The sequence below is a fragment of the Methylobacterium crusticola genome (genome assembly GCF_003574465.1).
In the GTDB taxonomy this organism is placed as follows: Bacteria; Pseudomonadota; Alphaproteobacteria; order Rhizobiales; family Beijerinckiaceae; genus Methylobacterium; species Methylobacterium crusticola.
In genome coordinates, this window is record NZ_KZ984613.1 from 13,719 (window position 1) to 30,658 (window position 16,940).

17 protein-coding genes and 1 other RNA gene are annotated in these 16,940 nt (G+C 74.3%); 8 read left to right on the forward strand and 10 right to left on the reverse strand.

Annotation, left to right across the window (positions count from 1 at the left end):
• Positions 1-25 precede the first annotated feature (25 nt).
• Positions 26-1,585 (reverse strand): OpgD/OpgG family glucan biosynthesis protein, encoded by a 1,560-nt coding sequence (locus DT057_RS00775; RefSeq protein WP_128560222.1) that lies wholly within the window; start codon positions 1,583-1,585, stop codon positions 26-28.
• 38 nt (positions 1,586-1,623) lie between these two features.
• The gene (locus DT057_RS00780; protein WP_128560250.1) at positions 1,624-1,812 is read right to left on the reverse strand and encodes a hypothetical protein; all 189 of its coding nucleotides are present in this window, start codon (positions 1,810-1,812) and stop codon (positions 1,624-1,626) included.
• 174 nt (positions 1,813-1,986) lie between these two features.
• On the opposite strand from DT057_RS00780, the gene DT057_RS00785 reads away from it, so the two are divergent.
• The 3 genes from DT057_RS00785 to DT057_RS00795 all read left to right on the forward strand — a co-directional run bounded on the left by DT057_RS00785 (position 1,987) and on the right by DT057_RS00795 (position 5,367).
• A complete protein-coding gene (locus tag DT057_RS00785; protein ID WP_128560223.1) occupies positions 1,987-3,585 on the forward strand; it encodes a gamma-glutamyltransferase family protein in 1,599 nt (532 codons plus the stop codon).
• Between the two features lie 148 nt (positions 3,586-3,733).
• Positions 3,734-4,510 carry an enoyl-CoA hydratase-related protein gene (locus DT057_RS00790; protein WP_128560224.1) on the forward strand — a complete coding sequence of 259 codons (777 nt, stop codon included), beginning with the start codon at positions 3,734-3,736 and terminating at the stop codon, positions 4,508-4,510.
• Positions 4,507-5,367 (forward strand): SDR family NAD(P)-dependent oxidoreductase, encoded by an 861-nt coding sequence (locus DT057_RS00795; RefSeq protein WP_128560225.1) that lies wholly within the window; start codon positions 4,507-4,509, stop codon positions 5,365-5,367. Before DT057_RS00790 ends, DT057_RS00795 begins: the two co-directional genes overlap by 4 nt.
• Before the next feature lie 57 nt (positions 5,368-5,424).
• On the opposite strand, the gene DT057_RS00800 is transcribed toward DT057_RS00795, so the two are convergent.
• From DT057_RS00800 to DT057_RS00830, 7 genes are all read right to left on the reverse strand, one after another.
• A complete protein-coding gene (locus DT057_RS00800; RefSeq protein ID WP_128560226.1) occupies positions 5,425-6,939 on the reverse strand; it encodes a DegQ family serine endoprotease in 1,515 nt (504 codons plus the stop codon).
• A gap of 171 nt (positions 6,940-7,110) precedes the next feature.
• On the reverse strand, positions 7,111-7,305 hold the full coding sequence (locus DT057_RS00805) for a DUF2065 family protein (RefSeq protein ID WP_128560251.1): 195 nt from the start codon (positions 7,303-7,305) through the stop codon (positions 7,111-7,113).
• A 125-nt stretch (positions 7,306-7,430) separates the two neighbouring features.
• On the reverse strand, positions 7,431-8,363 hold the full coding sequence (gene hflC / locus DT057_RS00810) for a protease modulator HflC (protein WP_128560227.1): 933 nt from the start codon (positions 8,361-8,363) through the stop codon (positions 7,431-7,433).
• On the reverse strand, positions 8,360-9,553 hold the full coding sequence (hflK, locus tag DT057_RS00815; protein ID WP_128560228.1) for an FtsH protease activity modulator HflK: 1,194 nt from the start codon (positions 9,551-9,553) through the stop codon (positions 8,360-8,362). Before hflK ends, hflC begins: the two co-directional genes overlap by 4 nt.
• A gap of 205 nt (positions 9,554-9,758) precedes the next feature.
• The gene (locus DT057_RS00820) at positions 9,759-10,253 is read right to left on the reverse strand and encodes a dihydrofolate reductase (protein ID WP_128560229.1); all 495 of its coding nucleotides are present in this window, start codon (positions 10,251-10,253) and stop codon (positions 9,759-9,761) included.
• Positions 10,254-10,342: 89 nt separating this feature from the next.
• Positions 10,343-11,137, reverse strand: a complete 795-nt coding sequence (locus tag DT057_RS00825) for a thymidylate synthase (RefSeq protein ID WP_128560230.1) — start codon at positions 11,135-11,137, stop codon at positions 10,343-10,345.
• Positions 11,138-11,261: 124 nt separating this feature from the next.
• The gene (locus DT057_RS00830; protein ID WP_238312815.1) at positions 11,262-12,116 is read right to left on the reverse strand and encodes a CPBP family intramembrane glutamic endopeptidase; all 855 of its coding nucleotides are present in this window, start codon (positions 12,114-12,116) and stop codon (positions 11,262-11,264) included.
• Between DT057_RS00830 and ssrA the strand changes: the two genes are divergently transcribed.
• Both ssrA and DT057_RS00840 read left to right on the forward strand, forming a co-directional pair.
• Positions 12,099-12,466: a transfer-messenger RNA gene (ssrA, locus tag DT057_RS00835) on the forward strand. The two genes, DT057_RS00830 and ssrA, sit on opposite strands and share 18 nt — an antisense overlap.
• Before the next feature lie 46 nt (positions 12,467-12,512).
• Entirely contained in the window at positions 12,513-13,193 is a 681-nt protein-coding gene (locus DT057_RS00840) for an SspB family protein (protein ID WP_128560231.1), read from the forward strand.
• Positions 13,194-13,283: 90 nt separating this feature from the next.
• Here the strand turns inward: DT057_RS00840 and DT057_RS00845 are convergent, their stop codons facing one another.
• Positions 13,284-14,783 (reverse strand): cytochrome P450, encoded by a 1,500-nt coding sequence (locus DT057_RS00845; protein ID WP_128560232.1) that lies wholly within the window; start codon positions 14,781-14,783, stop codon positions 13,284-13,286.
• Positions 14,784-14,881: 98 nt separating this feature from the next.
• Between DT057_RS00845 and fumC the strand changes: the two genes are divergently transcribed.
• The 3 genes from fumC (at position 14,882) to DT057_RS00860 (ending at position 16,932) form a co-directional block, all read left to right on the forward strand.
• Positions 14,882-16,291: a class II fumarate hydratase gene (gene fumC / locus DT057_RS00850; RefSeq protein WP_128560233.1), complete on the forward strand. Its 1,410-nt coding sequence runs from the start codon at positions 14,882-14,884 to the stop codon at positions 16,289-16,291.
• A 189-nt stretch (positions 16,292-16,480) separates the two neighbouring features.
• The gene (locus DT057_RS00855; protein WP_128560234.1) at positions 16,481-16,672 is read left to right on the forward strand and encodes a DUF4169 family protein; all 192 of its coding nucleotides are present in this window, start codon (positions 16,481-16,483) and stop codon (positions 16,670-16,672) included.
• Entirely contained in the window at positions 16,669-16,932 is a 264-nt protein-coding gene (locus tag DT057_RS00860; protein ID WP_128560235.1) for a ribbon-helix-helix domain-containing protein, read from the forward strand. The genes DT057_RS00855 and DT057_RS00860 overlap by 4 nt, the downstream gene beginning before the upstream one ends.
• The last annotated feature ends 8 nt before the right edge of the window (positions 16,933-16,940 follow it).

The following is a 16,940-nucleotide window of genomic DNA, read 5'->3' on the forward strand; positions in this document are numbered from 1 at the left end:
CGGTGCCGGCGGCCGCGATCCGGCCTCAGGCCGGCGGGATGTACTGGTAGGTCCAGGTCTCGCTCAGGACCTCGTCGCCCCGGCGCAGGAACAGGCGCAGCTCCACGGGCTCGGGGCCGCTGACCGCGAGGTCGAACTCGGCCCGCCAGTGGCCCGGCACGTCGTCCGGCACCGGCTCGGCCCGGGCGAGCGGGAAGGTGCCGCGGGAGGCCGTGAGCACCGGCTCGGGCTTCACGCCCGAGGGCAGGCGGGCGAGGGGCTCGCCCAGGAACTCGACCACGAACTTGCGCACGCCCCGCGGCCGGTCGGTGCCGGCCTGGCCGCCGTTGCCCTCGCGGGTCGCCACGCAGCGCGCGAAGGCGGACGGGTAGGGCTCGTCCGCGACCCAGTGCAGCCGGTAGGCGAGCGCGTGCGAGGTGCCGGCCCGGGCCGGCTCGGCCGGCACCCACATGGCCACGACGTTGTCGTGGATCTCGTCGTCGGTGGCGTTCTCGACGAGCTGCACGCTGCCGCGGCCCCAGTCGCCCAGGGGCTCGACCCACAGGGAGGGCCTGCGGTCGTAGTAGACGCCGTCCTGGTAGTGGTCGAACAGCCGGTCCCGCTGCATCAGCCCGAAGCCGCGGGGCCGCGCGTCGGAGAACGCCGACACCATGGTGCGGGGCGGGTTGCGCAGCGGGCGCCAGAGCCGCTCCCCGGTGCCGGTCCAGAGGGCGAGGCCGTCGGAATCGTGCACCTCCGGCCGCCAGTCCACGGCGGTCGGCTTGGCGGTCTCGGAGAACCAGTACATCGAGGTCAGGGGCGCGAGGCCGAAGCGCCCGACGTCGCGGCGCAGGTGGAGGTCCGCCTCGATCTCCATCACCACGGCCCGGGTGCGCCGCATCCGGAACCGGTAGGCGCCGGCCGCGGACGGGCCGTCGAGGAGCGCCATCACCGTCACGGTGTCGGCATCGGGCGCGGGCGCCTCGAACCAGACGTGGGTGAAGTCCGGGAACTCCTCCGGGCGGTCCGGCATCACCGTGTCGAGGGCGAGGCCCCGGGCCGAGAGGCCGTACTGGTAGAGCTCGCCGATCGCCCGGAAGTAGGAGGCGCCCAGGAACGCCACCCAGTCGTTGCGGCGCCAGTCGAGGGAGCCGCCGCGGGGCTCCTGGAAGCGGAAGCCCGCGAAGCCGGGGTTGGGCGGCAGGCGCCGGGCCGGCGAATCGGCCGGCATCTCGAAGGCGTCGGGGTCGTAGACGATCTCCCGGGCCTGCCCGCCCTCGACGACGTGCATCCGCACGGGCTTCTGGAAGTAGCGCCCGAGGTGGAAGAACGTCACCGGGAACGCCCCCGGGCCGTCGGCGAACAGGGCGTGGTCGGGCTTGTAGCGCAGCTTGCCGTGGGCGTCGTAGTCGATGGCCTGGAGCACGTCCCGGGCCGGGATCGCGGGCGCCGCGTAGGGCTGGCGGCTCAGCGCCAGGGCGCGCGCCTTCAGGCCCTCGAAGCCGAACGCCTCGGGCGGGCCGAGGGAGAGGGGAGCGGCGCCGGCCCGGGCGCCGGAGCCGAGGAGCAGGGCGGCGCCGGAGAGCAGCGTGCGGCGGTCGATCATGCGGGGCCCCGATCCGCGAGCGTGTCCGTCGGCCCGCCTCAGCGCCGGCCGCGGATCGGCTCGATGCTGTTGGCGCGCTGCCAGAGCTGGACCATGATGTAGAGCGCGAGCAGGCTGAACAGACCCATCAGGACGTGGCCGACGAGGTCGCCGAGCTCGAAGATGCCGGCCAGCGCCCAGCCCGCCGCGATCGCCACCGCGAACACCTCGGTGCCGACCAGCACCATGATGCTGACGAGCGTCACGAGGTTGCGGCTGTTGAGGGAACCTGAAGCGGCCACGGGACCCGTACCTTCCTGCTGCCGGGCGAGGGTGCGCGTCTATCGCTCCGCCCGCCCGCGGACTAGCCTGAAGCGGCCCGAGGGGCAACCTTCCGGCCGCCCTGACGCGAACGAGAGCCGATGCCCGAGACACCCGTCTTCGCCCGCGCCGCCTGCGCGGCGCCCCACCACCTCGCGGCCGAGAGCGGCCGCGCCGTCCTGGCGGAGGGCGGCAACGCCGTCGAGGCGATGCTCGCCATGGCGGCCACCATCGCGGTGGCCTATCCCCACATGAACGGGATCGGCGGCGACGGCTTCTGGCTGGTGCGCGAGCCGGGCGGACGCGTGCGGGCGATCGAGGCCTGCGGCCCCGCCGGGCGCCTCGCGACGGCGTCGCGCTACCGCGAGAAGGGCTACGACGCCATTCCCGAGCGCGGCCCGGACGCCGCCCTCACGGTGGCGGGCGCGGTCGGGGGCTGGGCCCTCGCCCGCACCTACGCGGCCGAGCTCGGCGGGCGCCTGCCCCTCGACCTGCTCCTCGGCGACGCGATCCGGCACGCCCGGGCGGGCGTCGCGGTCTCCCCCTCGGAGGGCCGCTACGTGCCCAAGGAACTGGACACGCTCCACGACCAGCCCGGCTTCGCCCCGACCTTCCTGATCGACGGCCGGGCGCCGAAGGCCGGGGAGGTGCGGGCCCTGCCGGCCCTCGCCGCCACGCTGGAGCAGCTCGCGCAGGCCGGCCTCGACGACTTCTACCGCGGCGACGTCGGGCGCGAGATCGCCGCCGACCTCGCCCGCGTCGGCAGCCCGGTGACCCGTGCCGACATGGAGGCCTTCCGGGCCGTGCCGCGGGCGCCCCTCTCGCTCGGGCTCGCGGGCGCCACGCTCTACAACTGCCCGCCGCCGACGCAGGGCCTGGCGTCCCTGATGATCCTCGGCCTCTACGAGCGCCTGGGCACGCTCGCGCCCGGGACGACGGCCCACACCCACGGCCTGATCGAGGCGACGAAGCGGGCCTTCCGGGTGCGCGACGCGGTGGTGACGGATTTCGACCGCCTGCGGCACGACCCCGCCGCCTTCCTGGCGCCCGGGCGGCTGGCCGCCGAGGCGGCGGCGATCCGCATGGACCGGGCCTCGCCGTACCCGGTCCGGCCGGTCGGCGACGGCGACACGGTCTGGATGGGGGCCATCGACGGCGACGGCCTCGCGGTCTCCTACATCCAGTCCGTCTACTGGGAGTTCGGGTCGGGCGTGGTGCTGCCGGGGACCGGGATCGCCTGGCAGAACCGCGGCACCTCCTTCTCCCTCGACCCGGGCGCCGTGAACCCCCTGGAGCCGGGCCGGCGGCCGTTCCACACCCTCAACCCCGCCCTCGCGGTCATGGCCGATGGCCGGGTCCTGTCCTACGGCAGCATGGGCGGCGACGGGCAGCCGCAGTTCCAGGCGCAGGTCTTCACCCGCTACGCGCACCACCGCATGGGCGTCGCCGACGCCGTCGACGCCCCGCGCTTCCTGTTCGGGCGCACCTGGGGCGCCGAGTCGATGACCGTGAAGGTGGAGGACCGCTTCGATCCGGGCAGCGTCGCGGCGCTGCGGCGCATGGGCCACGAGGTCGAGGAGCTCGGCGGTCCCTACGTCGATTCCCTCGGGCATGCCGGCCTGCTCGTGCGCCACCCCGGCAACGGCCGCGTGGAGGCGACGCACGACCCGCGCTCGGACGGGGGCGCGGCCGGGCTGTGAGGGCGCCCGCCCGCGCGGCCCGGCGGCGCCGGCGGCCGGGATTTCCGCGCTCGCGCTCGGGGCGCGAAACGGGGATGATCCGCCGCGAATCGCGGCGCCGCCCCCGACCCTGGGCGGCGCCGGGCCGCGGCGGCGGCGAGGAGAGGCCATGACCGAGCATGTCAGGATCACCCACGAGCCGGGCGGGGTCTGCCTCGTCCAGCTCGCGCGGCCCGAGAAGAAGAACGCCCTGACGGGCGTGATGTACGACGCGATGCGGGAGGCCCTGGTCGCGGCGGACCGGGACGGCTCGGGCATCGGCGCCGTGGTGTTCGCCGGGGCCGAGGGCGCGTTCACGGCCGGCAACGACATCGCGGACTTCGTCGCCCGGGCCGAGCGGGCCTTCGGGGACGCCCCGTCGCTGCGCTTCATCCGCCAGCTCGCCGTCACCCGCACGCCCATGGTGGCGGCGGTGGACGGGATCGCGGTCGGCATCGGCACGACGCTCACCCTGCACTGCGACCTCGTCTACGTGGCGCCGGCCGCGACCTTCCGGATGCCGTTCGTGGACCTCGGTCTCGTGCCGGAGGCCGGGTCGAGCTACCTGCTGCCGCGCCGGGTCGGCCTGACGAAGGCGACCGAGCTCCTGCTGCTCGGCGAGGCCTTCGGGGCCGACGAGGCGGTGCGGCTCGGCCTCGCCAACGCCGTCGTGCCGGCCGACGCGCTGCTCGAGCACGCACTCGCCCAGGGCGCCAAGCTCGCGGCCAAGCCCCGTCAGGCCCTGGCCGCGGCCCGCGCGCTGATCCGCGGCGACCGCGACGCCGTGGCGGCCGCCATGGACGCGGAGGCGAAGGCCTTCGACGCGGCCCTGCGCTCGCCCGAGGCGCAGGAGGCCTTCCGGCGCTTCCTCGCCCGCGGGGGCGCGCCGGCCCGGGCCGCCTCGTGAGGCCGGCCGGCGTCCCCGACCTGTCGGACCGGATCTGCCTCGTCGCGGGCGCCTCGCGCGGGGTCGGGCGGGGCATCGCCCGGGCCCTCGGGGAGGCCGGCGCCACCGTGGTGGTGACGGCGCGCTCGAGCGAGGCCGGCCCGCGCACCGACCAGCGCCGCGAGGCCCTGGAGGACGCCGCCCGGGAGGTCGACCTCGCCGGGGGCCGCGGGCACCACTACCTCTGCGACCACACCCGGGAGCAGGAGGTCGACGCCCTCGTCCACTGGACCCTGCGGCGGTTCGGCCGCATCGACGTCGCGGTGTCGAGCGTGTGGGGCGGCAACGAGGGCTACGACGGCGAGCGCTACCCGGACGGCGCGGCCTGGGGCACCGCGTTCTGGCGCCGCGGCCTCGCCCCCCTGCGCCACGCCCTGGAGACCGGGCCCCTCGCGGCCCTGATGCTCGCCCGGGCGGTCGCGCCCGCGATGGTCTCGGCGCGCCGCGGCCTCCTGGCCCTGGTCTCGTTCGACACCCAGGAGGGCTACCTCGGGGACCTGTTCTACGACCTCGCCAAGGCCGCCACCAACCGCCTCGCGGTCGCCACCGCGGCGGAGCTCGAGCCCTACGGCGTCACCGCGCTCGCGCTCTCGCCCGGGCTGGTGCGCACCGAGCGGGTGGTGGAGGCCGGCATGGCCGGCGACGCGGGCGAGAGCCCGCTCTACGCCGGCCGGGCGCTGGCGGCGCTCGCCGGGGATCCGGCGGCCTGGACGAGGGCCGGCCAGACGCTGCGCGTCGCCGACCTCGCCCGCACCTACGGCGTCACCGACGAGGACGGCACCCAGCCGGCGCGCCACCGCCTCGGCGAGGGCGCCTGACCGGGGTCCCCGGACGCGCCCGGCCCGCCCGGCCGGCAGCGCGCGCCCGGCGCCCGGCTACTCCAGGCTGAGGGCGACGAAGCGGACCTCGCCCTCCTTGTTGGAGACGAGCAGCAGGGCGGACTTGCGGCCGTCCTTCTTGATCTGGTCGATGCGGCGGGTGACGTCGGCCGGCGAGTTCACCGGCTCCTGGCCCACCTCCACGATCACGTCGCCGGCCTGGATGCGCTTGTCGGCGGCGTTCGAGTTGGGGTCGACCCGGGTGACGACCACCCCCTTGACGCTGTCCTTGACGCCGAAGCGGCGGCGCGCCTCGTCGCTGAGCCCCGAGAGGTTGAGGCCGAGGGCCTGGCGGGTCACGTCCGCCTCCGGCGCGGGCCGGCTGAGGTTGGCCTGCTGGGGCTTGTCGGTGTCCTCGAGGCGCCCGAGCGTGACCTGCTTCGTCTGCTCCTGGCCCTTGCGGATCGTCACCACGTCGACGGTCCTGCCCACCGGCGTCGCCGCCACGATGCGGGGCAGGTCGCTCGAGCTCTTGACGTCGACGCCGTTGAACTTCGCGATCACGTCGCCGACCTCGAGGCCCGCGGACTTCGCCGGGCCCTTGTCGTCGACGCCGGCGATCAGCGCGCCCCGGGCGCCGCCCTTGAGGCCGAGGGCCTCGGCGGCGGTGTCGTCGATGTTCTGGATCCGCACGCCGAGCCAGCCGCGGCGGACCTCGCCGTACTGGCGCAGCTGCTCGATCACCGGGCCGGCGGTCGCGGTCGGGACCGCGAAGCCGATGCCGACCGAGCCGCCGGTGGGCGACAGGATCGCGGTGTTGATGCCGATCACCTCGCCGCTCATGTTGAACAGCGGCCCGCCCGAGTTGCCCTTGTTGATGGCCGCGTCGGTCTGGATGTAGTTGTCGTAGGGGCCTGACTCGATGTTGCGGCCCCGGGCCGAGACGATGCCGGCCGAGACCGAGCCGCCGAGGCCGAACGGGTTGCCGATCGCGATCACCCAGTCGCCCGGCCGCATCCTCTCGGAATCGCCGAGGGGCACCGCTCTCAGGGGCTTGTCGGGATCGGGCTTCACCCGCAGCACCGCGAGATCGATCTTCGAGTCCTTGCCGATGATCTCGGCCTTCAGCTTGCGGCCGTCGTGCAGGATCACCTGGATGTCGTTGGCGTCGCCGATGACGTGGTTGTTCGTCACCACGATGCCAGCCGAGTCGATGATGAAGCCCGAGCCGAGGGAGTTCGAGCGCCGGGGAGCGCGGGGCTGGCTCTCGCCGCCCTGGCCGCCGCGCCGGTTGAAGAACTCCTCGAACAGGTCCTCGAACGGCGTGCCCGGGGGAAGCTGCGGCATCGTGCGGCTGCGGGCCTCGACCGTGGTGGAGGCCGAGATGTTCACGACCGCGTCGGTCACCTGATCGGCGAGGTCGGCGAGCGAATCCGGTCCCTTGGCGAGGGCGGCCGTGGGCAGCGCCGCGGTCCCGACGGAGAGCGCGAGGAGCGCGCCCGCGAGGGCCGGCAGCCGCCGTCTCACGGATGCGGGGGAACGGCGCACGGGTGCGCGCGTGGCTGCGGCCATCGGAAACCTCATGGATGGGAGGAGCTGGGCGGGAAGAGCGATGTGAACGTCATGACGCGATGCTGACAGATCGGCCGGCCTGCGCAAAGCCGCCGGGGCGACCGCGCCGACGCCGGTCCTTAGATCGGCTCCGGGCCGGCAGGGTTCAAGGCTTGCCCCGCCGGCGGCATTTCAGCCGAGGAGCAGGCGCACCGCTCCCACCACCACGACGCCCGCCACCGCGGAGGCGATGCCGACGAGGCGCATGCGCTCCATCGGCGTCTGGGCGGCCTCCAGCATCGCCCGCCGCATCGCCTGCGGGAAAGCGGCGCACAGGAGGCCCTCGATCGCCAGGGCGAGGCCGAGGGCGGCGGCGAGATCCTTCACGGCCCTCAGGGCCTGTCCCGCCGGCACGGCGCCGGGCGTCCGGGAAGTCGCTGCGTCGTCATGCCGTCTGATCGTCTCGCAAGCGAGGGACTGGGAGACGCCTCCCAGGGGCTCGGGGGCAGTCTCTACTGGGCGGGCGCCCGGGCCGGCGCGGCGGCGCCGCCGAGCCGCTGGCGGCCCTGCGGGTCGTTGAAGTAGCGGAAGAAGTCCGAGTTCGGGCTGATCACCAGCCGGGTCTCGCTGCCCGACAGGCCCTTCTCGTAGGCCTGCATCGAGCGGTAGAAGGCGAAGAAGTCGGGGTCCTGCCCGAAGGCGTCGGCGAGGATCCGGTTGCGGTCGGCGTCGCCCTGGCCGCGGAGCTGGTCGGCCTTCTGGCTCGCCTCGGCGAGGAGCACGGTGACGTCGCGGTCGGCCCGGGCCTTGATGGTGGCGGAGATCTGCTGGCCGTTGGCGCGCAGGTCGGCGGCCTCGCGCTGGCGCTCGGTCTGCATGCGCTGGTAGACCGCCTGCGAGTTCGCCGCCGGCAGGTCGACCCGGGTCAGGCGCAGGTCGATGATCTCGATGCCGAGGTTCTTGGCCTGCCGGTTCACGTCCTCCTGGATGCGGTTCATCAGCCCCTCGCGCTGCGTGCGCACGATGGCGTCGCGCGAGGCGCTCGCCAGCACGTTGCGCATGGCCGCGTTGGTGAAGCTCGACAGGCGCTGGTTGGCGACCTGGATGTTGTTCACCGACTGGTAGAACCGCAGCGGGTCGCTGATCTTGTAGCGCGCGAAGGCGTCCACCTCGAGGTTCTGGCGGTCGGCCGAGAGTACGGTCTGCACCGGCAGGTCGAGGTCGAGCAGCCGCTTCTCGAACAGCACCACGCTCTCGAAGAACGGCAGCTTGAAGTAGAGCCCGGGCCGATCGGTCCCGGATTGGTTGAGGACGGTGCGCACGCGCCCGAACTGGAGCACCAGCGCCTGCTGGGTCTGGGTCACCGTGAAGGCCGAGGCGTAGGCGAGCACCAGCAGGAGGGCGGCGAGCACCACCAGGCCGGTGCGGATGGTCTGGGTGTTCATCGCGGGGACCCCTGGATCTGGGCGGGCGGGCGCGCCGTCGTGGCGAAGTCCTGCAGCGGCAGCACGGGCAGCACCGCCGCCGCGCCGGCACCGGACGCGCCGTTCTGGTCGATGATCACCTTGTTCACGCCGCCCAGGACCTTCTCCATCGTGTCGAGGAACATGCGCTCGCGCGAGATCGCGGGCGAGAGCTTGTAGGAATCGTAGACCTCGCGGAAACGGCCCGCCTGGCCGGTGGCCTCGGCGGTGGCCTGCGACTTGTAGGCCTCGGCCTGCTGCGAGATCTGCGAGGCCCGTCCGCGGGCCTCCGGCACCACGCGGCTGGCGTAGGTCTCGGCCTCGTTGCGGGCGCGGGCCGCGTCCTGCTGGGCCGCGTTCACGTCGACGAAGGCCTGGCGCACCTCGGCCGGCGGGCTCACGCCCTGGAGCTGCACCACGTTGATGAGGACGCCGGCGCCGTACGAATCGAGCCCCTTCTGGATGATCTCCTGGACCTCCTGGGCCACGCTCGACTGCTCGGTCGTCAGGATCGCCTGGATCTGGCGGCGCCCGACCACCTCGCGCATGGCGCTCTCGGCCACCGACTTGATGGTGCCCTCGGGGTTCTGGAGGTTGAACACGAACTCCTCGGCCTTGGCCGGGTTCACGCGCCACTGCACGTCGAAGTCGATGTCCACGATGTTGTCGTCGCCGGTGAGCATCAGGCTCTCCTCCGGCACGTCGCGGGCGCGCTGCGCCCCGGCGCCGGAGCGGTAGCCGATCTGGATGCTGCGGGACTCGCCGACGTTCGGCTTCACCACGGACCCGACAGGGTAGGGGAAGTTGTAGCGCAGGCCCTCGCCGGCCTGGCCGGTGTAGCGCCCGAACACGGTGTTGATGCCGACCTGGTTCGGTAGGACGGTGTAGAAGCCGGTGGCGAGCCAGAGCGCCAGGACCGCGAGGGCGACGAGCCCGGCGCCCTTGGCCCCGACGGAGCCGCCCGGCATCAGGTTGCGCAGGCGGTCCTGGCTGCGGCGCAGCAGGTCCTCGAGGTCCGGCGGCTGGTTGCCGCCGCCCGAGCCGCCGCCGCCCCAGGGCCCGCCGCTATTGCCGCCGCCGCGCCCCCAGGGCCCGCCACCTCCGTTGCCACCGCTCCCGCCGCCGCCGCTGCCGCCACTGCCGCCGCCGCCGCTCTGATTGCTCCAAGGCATGCTCGCCCATGTCCTTTCCTGGCCGGCACGCCCCGCGCTCTCGCGTCCCGCACGGCACCCGAACTGGTCTCTCGATCGCTCCCGGTGCGATATCGGCTGACCCTTGCGCGAAAGCAACCTCCGGCGCCGCCCGAACCCTCAAGGTTTCGGCCGGGCCGAGGGAGTTGCATCGCCGCACCCGCGATTCTGAGATGGACGCGCCGGCTCAGACGTGCCGCTCCAGCGTGACGAATCGGAACGCGTGCTCGTCGTCCGGCCCGGCCGGGTGCGCCTCGCTCGCGACCTCCCGGAAATCGGCCGGGATCTCCGGGAAGAGGGCGTCGCCGGCGGGCGAGGCCGCGACCCGGGTGAGGGCGAGGCGCCGGGCGAACGGCAGGGCGAGGGCGTAGATCTGGGCCCCGCCGGCCACCATCACCTCGTCCGCCGGCCCGGCCCGCTCGAGGGCCTGCGCCCAGCCGCCGGCGGTCGCGACCTCGGGCGCCGTCCAGGCGGGATCGCGGGTGAGCACGATCACCCGGCGTCCCGGCAGCGGCCGGCCGATCGAGTCCCAGGTCCTGCGCCCCATGATCACGGGCTTGCCCATGGTCAGGGCGCGGAAGCGCCGCAGGTCGCTGCGCAGGCGCCAGGCGAGGCCGTTGTCGCGCCCGATGACGCGGTTCTCCGCCACGGCGGCGATCAGGGTGACGGTGGGGTCTGGCATGGGCCTTCGGCGGGTCGGCCGGGCCGACGCCCCGGGCGGCGGGGCGCCGGCTTGCGGCGGGAGCGGCATCGCGGCGCGCCGGCCGCGCCTCACACCGCCACGGGCGCGCGGATCGCCGGGTGCGGCTCGTAGCCCATGATGGCGATGTCGTCGTGCCGGAAGTCGAACAGCGAGCGCACCTCCGGGTTCAGCCGCAGCGTCGGCAGGGTGCGGGGCGCGCGGGCGAGCTGCTGGCGGGCCTGGTTGAGGTGGTTGGAGTAGAGGTGCGCGTCGCCCAGCGTGTGGACGAAGTCGCCGGGCCGCAGGCCGACCACCTGCGCCATCATCTCGGTCAGGAGCGCGTAGGACGCGATGTTGAACGGGACGCCGAGGAACGCGTCCGCCGAGCGCTGGTAGAGCTGGCAGGAGAGCCGCCCGTCCGCGACGTAGAACTGGAACAGGCAGTGGCAGGGCGCGAGCGCCATCCGGTCGAGGTCGGCGGGGTTCCAGGCCGAGACGACGAGGCGGCGCGAATCGGGGTTGCGGCGGATCTCGTCGAGGACCCAGGCGATCTGGTCGACGCTGCCGCCGTCGGGCTTGGCCCAGGAGCGCCACTGCTTGCCGTAGACCGGGCCGAGGTCGCCGCGCTCGTCCGCCCACTCGTCCCAGATCGTGACGCCGTTCGACTGCAGGTAGGCGACGTTCGTGTCCCCGGCCAGGAACCAGAGCAGCTCGTGGATGATGGATTTGAGGTGCAGGCGCTTCGTCGTCACGAGGGGAAACCCCTCCGCGAGGTCGAAGCGCATCTGATGTCCGAACACCGAGACCGTGCCGGTGCCGGTCCGGTCGTGCTTCTCCACGCCGTCGTCGAGGATGCGCTGCAGGAGGTCGTGATAGGGGCGCATGACGTCTTCCTCCGCGGACGAGCCTTCGCGAGGCGCGGACGATAGCGCATCCGCGCCGCGCCGGTGAGGGCCGGTTGCGCGAATCCACGTGGAGTTTCCACGTGGGGTCCGGGCCCGCGGGCGCTCAGGCCCGCGAGGCCCACAGCATCGCCAGGACCACGGCCCCGTTGCTCACGGCGTGCAGGACGATGCAGGGCCAGAGGCTGCCGGTCCACAGCCGCATCAGCCCGAGGGCGAGGCCGAGCGGCAGCACCGAGAGGGGCTGCGTCAGGCCGCGCTCGGCGTGGCAGAGGGCGAACACCCCGGCGCTCGCCAGCACGGTCGCGGCCGGCGGCAGGAGCCCGCGCAGGCGGCCGAAGAGGTCGCCCCGGAACAGCAGCTCCTCGGCGAGCGGCGCCAGCACCACGAGCCAGAGCGCCCAGGCCCAGAGCACCTCGCCGGCGATGGCCGGCGACAGGCGCCAGGCCCGGGCCGGCGACTGGCCGAGCAGCACCAGGAGGCCCGCCGTCCAGGCGACCTGGAGGAAGGGCCAGGCGACGAGCAGCGACAGGGCGCGCCGGCGAAGGACCGGCCGGCGGAGCGCCAGGGACCCCGCCCAGCCGCGCCCCTCCCGCGCCCGGGCCCGCCACAGGACGAGGAGCGCCAGCACCGGGGGCGGCGCGAGCGTCAGCGCCATCGCGGCGGCGTCCTCCGGCCCGAGGCGCCCGAACGGGAGCCGCGCGACGGGCAGGCCCGACCGGGCGAGGAGCCAGCGCGCCGCGGCGACGAGCCCGAACGCGAGCGCGAAGGCGGCGACCTGGAGGAGCGCTGCCCGCGCGGCGAGGCCCGCGACGCGCAGGGTCCGCGGCCAGAACGCGGGGCCCTGTCGCCCCGGGCGGGCGGCCTCCCGCGGTGCCCCGGCCGCGGCCGTCCCCGCGCCGGAGGCCGCTGGCGGCGACGCGGACGCAGAATGCGGTTCGGCGGGCTTCAAAAGCGGCACGGGAGTCTCTATATTCCCATTCGCCGGTCGCGAGGCCGGCTATGGCGATAAACGTTCTTCGGAATAAACCTATCGGACCCGGGGGCGGTACCCGGCGCCTCCACCCAAGCCCAGAGCGGCGGCCGCGCGGCCTGGGCTTCGGCGGGGGCGAAATAGGATCGACGAGGGCGTAAAGGTTGGACTTTCGCTCGGCATGGTTCCGCCGTTATCGGGCCATTGCAATAGTTGCCAACGACAACTTTGCTCCGGTGGCGGTGGCCGCGTAAGCGGTCCCCAATACCAAACGAAGTCCTAGCGGGTAGCACTGCATAGGCGGGGTTCGGAGGCACCTGGCAACAGAAGCCTCCACTTCTTTCCTTCCGCCCGAACGATGCGGCACCAGGCAAGCGACGGTTGATGGCAGACGATCTGATTCGCTACGATCTCCTGGTGCAGGACGCCCTGCGCAACGTCGTGCGCAAGGTGCTGGGCGATGCGGCCCGCGACGGGCTCGCGGGCGATCACCACTTCTACGTCTCGTTCCGGACGGACTACCCGGGCGTGCGGATCTCGCAGCGGCTGCGGGAGAAGTACCCCCAGGACATGACGATCGTGCTCCAGCACCAGTTCTGGGACCTCGGCGTCACGGAGCACACCGTCGAGGTCGGGCTGTCGTTCTCAGGGGTGCCCGAGCGCCTGCTGGTGCCGTTCGAGGCCGTGACCGGCTTCTTCGACCCCTCGGTGCAGTTCGGCCTCAAGTTCGAGCTCAACGACGGGGCGCCGAGCGAGGAGGGCGCGGCCCCGGCTGGAACCCCGCTCCGGGCGATCCGCGGCGCCGGCTCCGAGCCGAGCGAGGCCTCGCCCAAGATCGCTTCGTCCAAGATCCCCTCGTCCGCGAAGGTCCCGGCGATCGGCGCGGGCGTCCCGAAGCTCGTCGCCGCGGCCGCCGACAAGGCCGCCAAGGTGCCGGCGCCCGCCCGGGACGCCGGCGCCGAGGGCGCGAAGGCCGAGGGCGACGGGGACAAGCCCGACCCGGAGACCGAGCCCCCCGAGGGCGCCTCGGTGGTCAGCCTGGACGCGTTCCGCAAGAAGAGCTGAGGCCCGCCGCGGGGGCGCCACCGCCCCCCGGGCCCGGCGCCGCCACATCCCCCGACCGGGCGTCGATCCCACCGCCGCGGGCGGCCGGGCTCAGCCGGCAGCGCTGCGGGCCGACGTCGCCGCGCCTGTCGCCCGCGCGCCTCTCCTGGCGCCCCCGGCACTCGGCACCGGGCCCGCCGCGGGCGCGCCACCCCGCGCCGTCACCCGCATGCGCAGGCCGTCCTGCGGGCGCAGCGTGACCCGGTGCAGGGGCACGACCGGTCCGGCCTCCGGGGCGCGGTCGAGGCGGATTGCCCGCACGAGGTGGGCGAGCACCAGGGTCGCCTCCGTGAGCGAGAAGCTGGCGCCGATGCAGACCCGCGGGCCGGCCCCGAAGGGCAGGTAGGCGTAGCGGTCGATGCGGGCCCGGTTCTCCGGCAGGAAGCGCTCCGGCACGTAGGCGTCGGGGTCCTCCCAGAGCAGGCGGTGGCGGTGCAGCACGTAGGGCGCCACCGTCACCAGGGAGCCGCGGGGGATCTTGATCCGCCCGATCCGGTCGTCGGCCACGGCCTGCCGGCTCATGAAGGGCACCGGCGGAAACAGCCGCATCGCCTCCTCGATGGCCGCCCGGGTCCAGGGCAGGTGCTCGGCCGCCGGGGCGGCGGTGCCCGCGAAGGCCGCGTCGACCTCGGCCTCGACGGCCGCGCGGGCGGCCTCGTCCTGCGACAGGCAGTAGAGCGTCCAGGTCAGCGCGTTCGCGGTGGTCTCGTGACCGGCGCCGATGAACGTGACGATGTTGGCCCGGACCTCGAGGTCCGAGAGGCCGCGCCCCGTCTCCGGATCCTGGGCCCGGAGCAGGAGGGTGAGGAGGTCGTGGGGGGCCTCGGCCGCCGTGGCGAGCGCCCGGCGGCGCTCGATGAGCTCGTCCACCACCTCGGCGAAGAAGCGCAGGGCCGGCCGGGCCCGGATGCGGCCGAGGCGCGGCACCCAGTCGGGCACCCCGAACACGTCGAGGGGGTCGATCGGCCCGAGCGCCTCGAAGTACCGGGTGATCGCCCGGCCGAGGGCGTCGGGCTCCCGCGGCAGCCCGTGGGTGAAGATCGTGCGCTCCAGCACGTCCAGGGTCACGCGGGTCATCTCGAGCGCCACGTCGACGCTCTGCCCGTCGCGGCGCGCGAGCCGGCGGGCGAGGCGCGCGGCGGCCTCGGTCATCGGGGCCTGGAAGCCGGCGACGTGGCGCGGCGAGAAGATCGGCGCCAGGGTCCGGCGCTGGAGGCGCCACTCGTCGCCCTCGGCGGTGAGCAGGCCGTTGCCGAGGCCCGGGGCGAGGACCCGGCGCTGGAGGTCGTCCTTGCGGTAGTTGGCGGCGTTGTCGAGGAGCACGTGCCGGATCGCGGCGGGCTCGCTCACCACGGTGACGCGGCCGAGGGCGCCGTCTCCGGCGACGATCGGCTGCTCGAAATGCTCCGCGAACCACGTCGTCAGCGGGTTCTCCCGCGCGGCGCGCAGGAAGGCGATGAGCCCCATCGGCTCCGTGCGCGGGCGCGGCACCCGGGGCCGGAACGGGGTGCGTCCGGCGGGCGCGGCGGCGACGGGGGCGGGCGACGGCATCCGGTCTCCTCAAGCTCGGCGGCGGGCGATGCGGGGCATCGCGCATTGTCCGCTCTTGGCTTAAGTAGGCGCCGTCCAGACCCGCCAAAGAGGCCATGATGTCGCCGACCGCGAAAGCCACCCGCACGGAATCCGATACGTTCGGGCCGATCGAAGTCCCGGCCGACCGCTACTGGGGCGCGCAGACCCAGCGCTCGATCCAGAACTTCCGCATCGGCACCGAGCGGATGCCGGCGCCCCTCGTCCACGCCCTCGGCCTCGTCAAGCAGGCGGCCGCCCTGGTGAACCGCGACCTCAAGCAGCTCGAGCCCCGCGTCGCCGACGCGATCGCGGCCGCCGCCGCCGAGGTCGTCGAGGGCCGGCACGACGGCGAGTTCCCCCTCGTCGTGTGGCAGACCGGCTCGGGCACCCAGTCGAACATGAACGCCAACGAGGTCATCGGCAGCCTCGCGAACGAGCGCCTCGGCGGCCAGCGCGGCGGCAAGTCCCCGGTCCACCCCAACGACCACGTCAACCGGGGCCAGTCCTCGAACGACACCTTCCCGACCGCGATGCACATCGCGGTCGCCCGCGAGATCAGCGACCGGCTGATGCCGGCGCTCCAGCACCTGCACGCCGCCCTCGACGGCAAGGCCCGGGAATTCGACGGGATCGTCAAGATCGGCCGCACGCACCTCCAGGACGCCACCCCGGTCACGCTCGGCCAGGAATTCTCGGGCTACGCCGCGCAGGTGGCCCTCGGGGGCGCCCGGGTCGGCGCCACGCTCCCGGGCGTGCTGGCGCTCGCGCAGGGCGGCACCGCGGTCGGCACCGGGCTCAACGCCCATCCGGACTTCGCCGACACGTTCGCCGCCAAGGTGGCGGAGCTGACCGGGCTGCCCTTCACCTCGGCCGACAACAAGTTCGAGGCGCTCGCCACCCACGACGCCCTGGTGTTCGCGCAGGGCGCCCTGACCGCGCTGGCGAGCGGCCTGTTCAAGATCGCCAACGACATCCGGCTGATGGGCTCGGGCCCGCGCTCGGGCCTCGGCGAGATCTCGCTGCCCGAGAACGAGCCGGGCTCCTCGATCATGCCCGGCAAGGTCAACCCGACCCAGGCCGAGGCCATGACCATGGCCTGCTGCCAGGTGATCGGCAACGGCACCACGGTCTCGGTGGCGGGCAGCCAGGGCCACTTCGAGCTCAACGTGTTCAAGCCGGTCATCGCCAACGCGGTGCTGCAATCGGTGCGGCTCCTGGCCGACGCGGCGGTGAGCTTCGCCGACAACTGCGTCGTCGGCATCAAGCCGAACAACGACCGCATCGCCGACCTGATGAGCCGCTCGCTGATGCTGGTGACCGCGCTCGCGCCGACCATCGGCTACGACAAGGCGGCCGAGATCGCCAAGACCGCGCACAAGAACGGCACCACCCTGAAGCAGGAGGCGCTGCGCCTCGGCTACGTCACGGCCGAGCAGTTCGACGCGGTGGTGCGGCCCGAGACCATGCTGGCGCCGAGCGCCGAGTAGGCGCGGGCCCGCCCGAGATCCGGGTTGGCGCCGGGCGCCGAGTAGCCACGGGCCCGCCCGGGGCTCCGGGAGCGGCGCGGCGCGGCGCGCCGCCGCCCTCACGCCCCTGGCGTCGCGGCGCGATCCGGCGCAGTTTCACGGGAGCGGCGCGGGCCCGCCCGCGCCGGGACCCGGCGGGAGATCCGTGTCATGGCCGAGATCATCAACCTTCGTCAGGCCCGCAAGGCGCGCGAGCGGGCCGCCCGGGACCGGGACGCGGCGGAGAACCGGGCGGCCTTCGGCCGCTCGAAGCCCGCCAAGACCCGGGCCGAGACCCGCGAGGCGCTCGACGCCGCCCGTCACGAGGGCCACCGGCTCGAGCGGCCCGACCCGGCCGAATGAGCGCGGGCGGCAGCCTCAAGCGCTCCCTGATGATCGCCGGTCACCGCACCAGCGTCTCCCTGGAGACGCCGTTCTGGGACGCCCTGCGCGCCCTCGCGGCCGCCCGCGGCCTCTCGGTCCAGGCCCTGGTGGGCCGCATCGACGCGGAGCGGGGCGAGCAGAACCTGTCCTCGGCGATCCGGGTGTTCGTGCTCGGGGCGGTGTGGCCCGCCCCCGGCGCGCCCCCGGGCGGGGCCGACGGCGATCCCGGCCCGGTGTGACCGCCCCC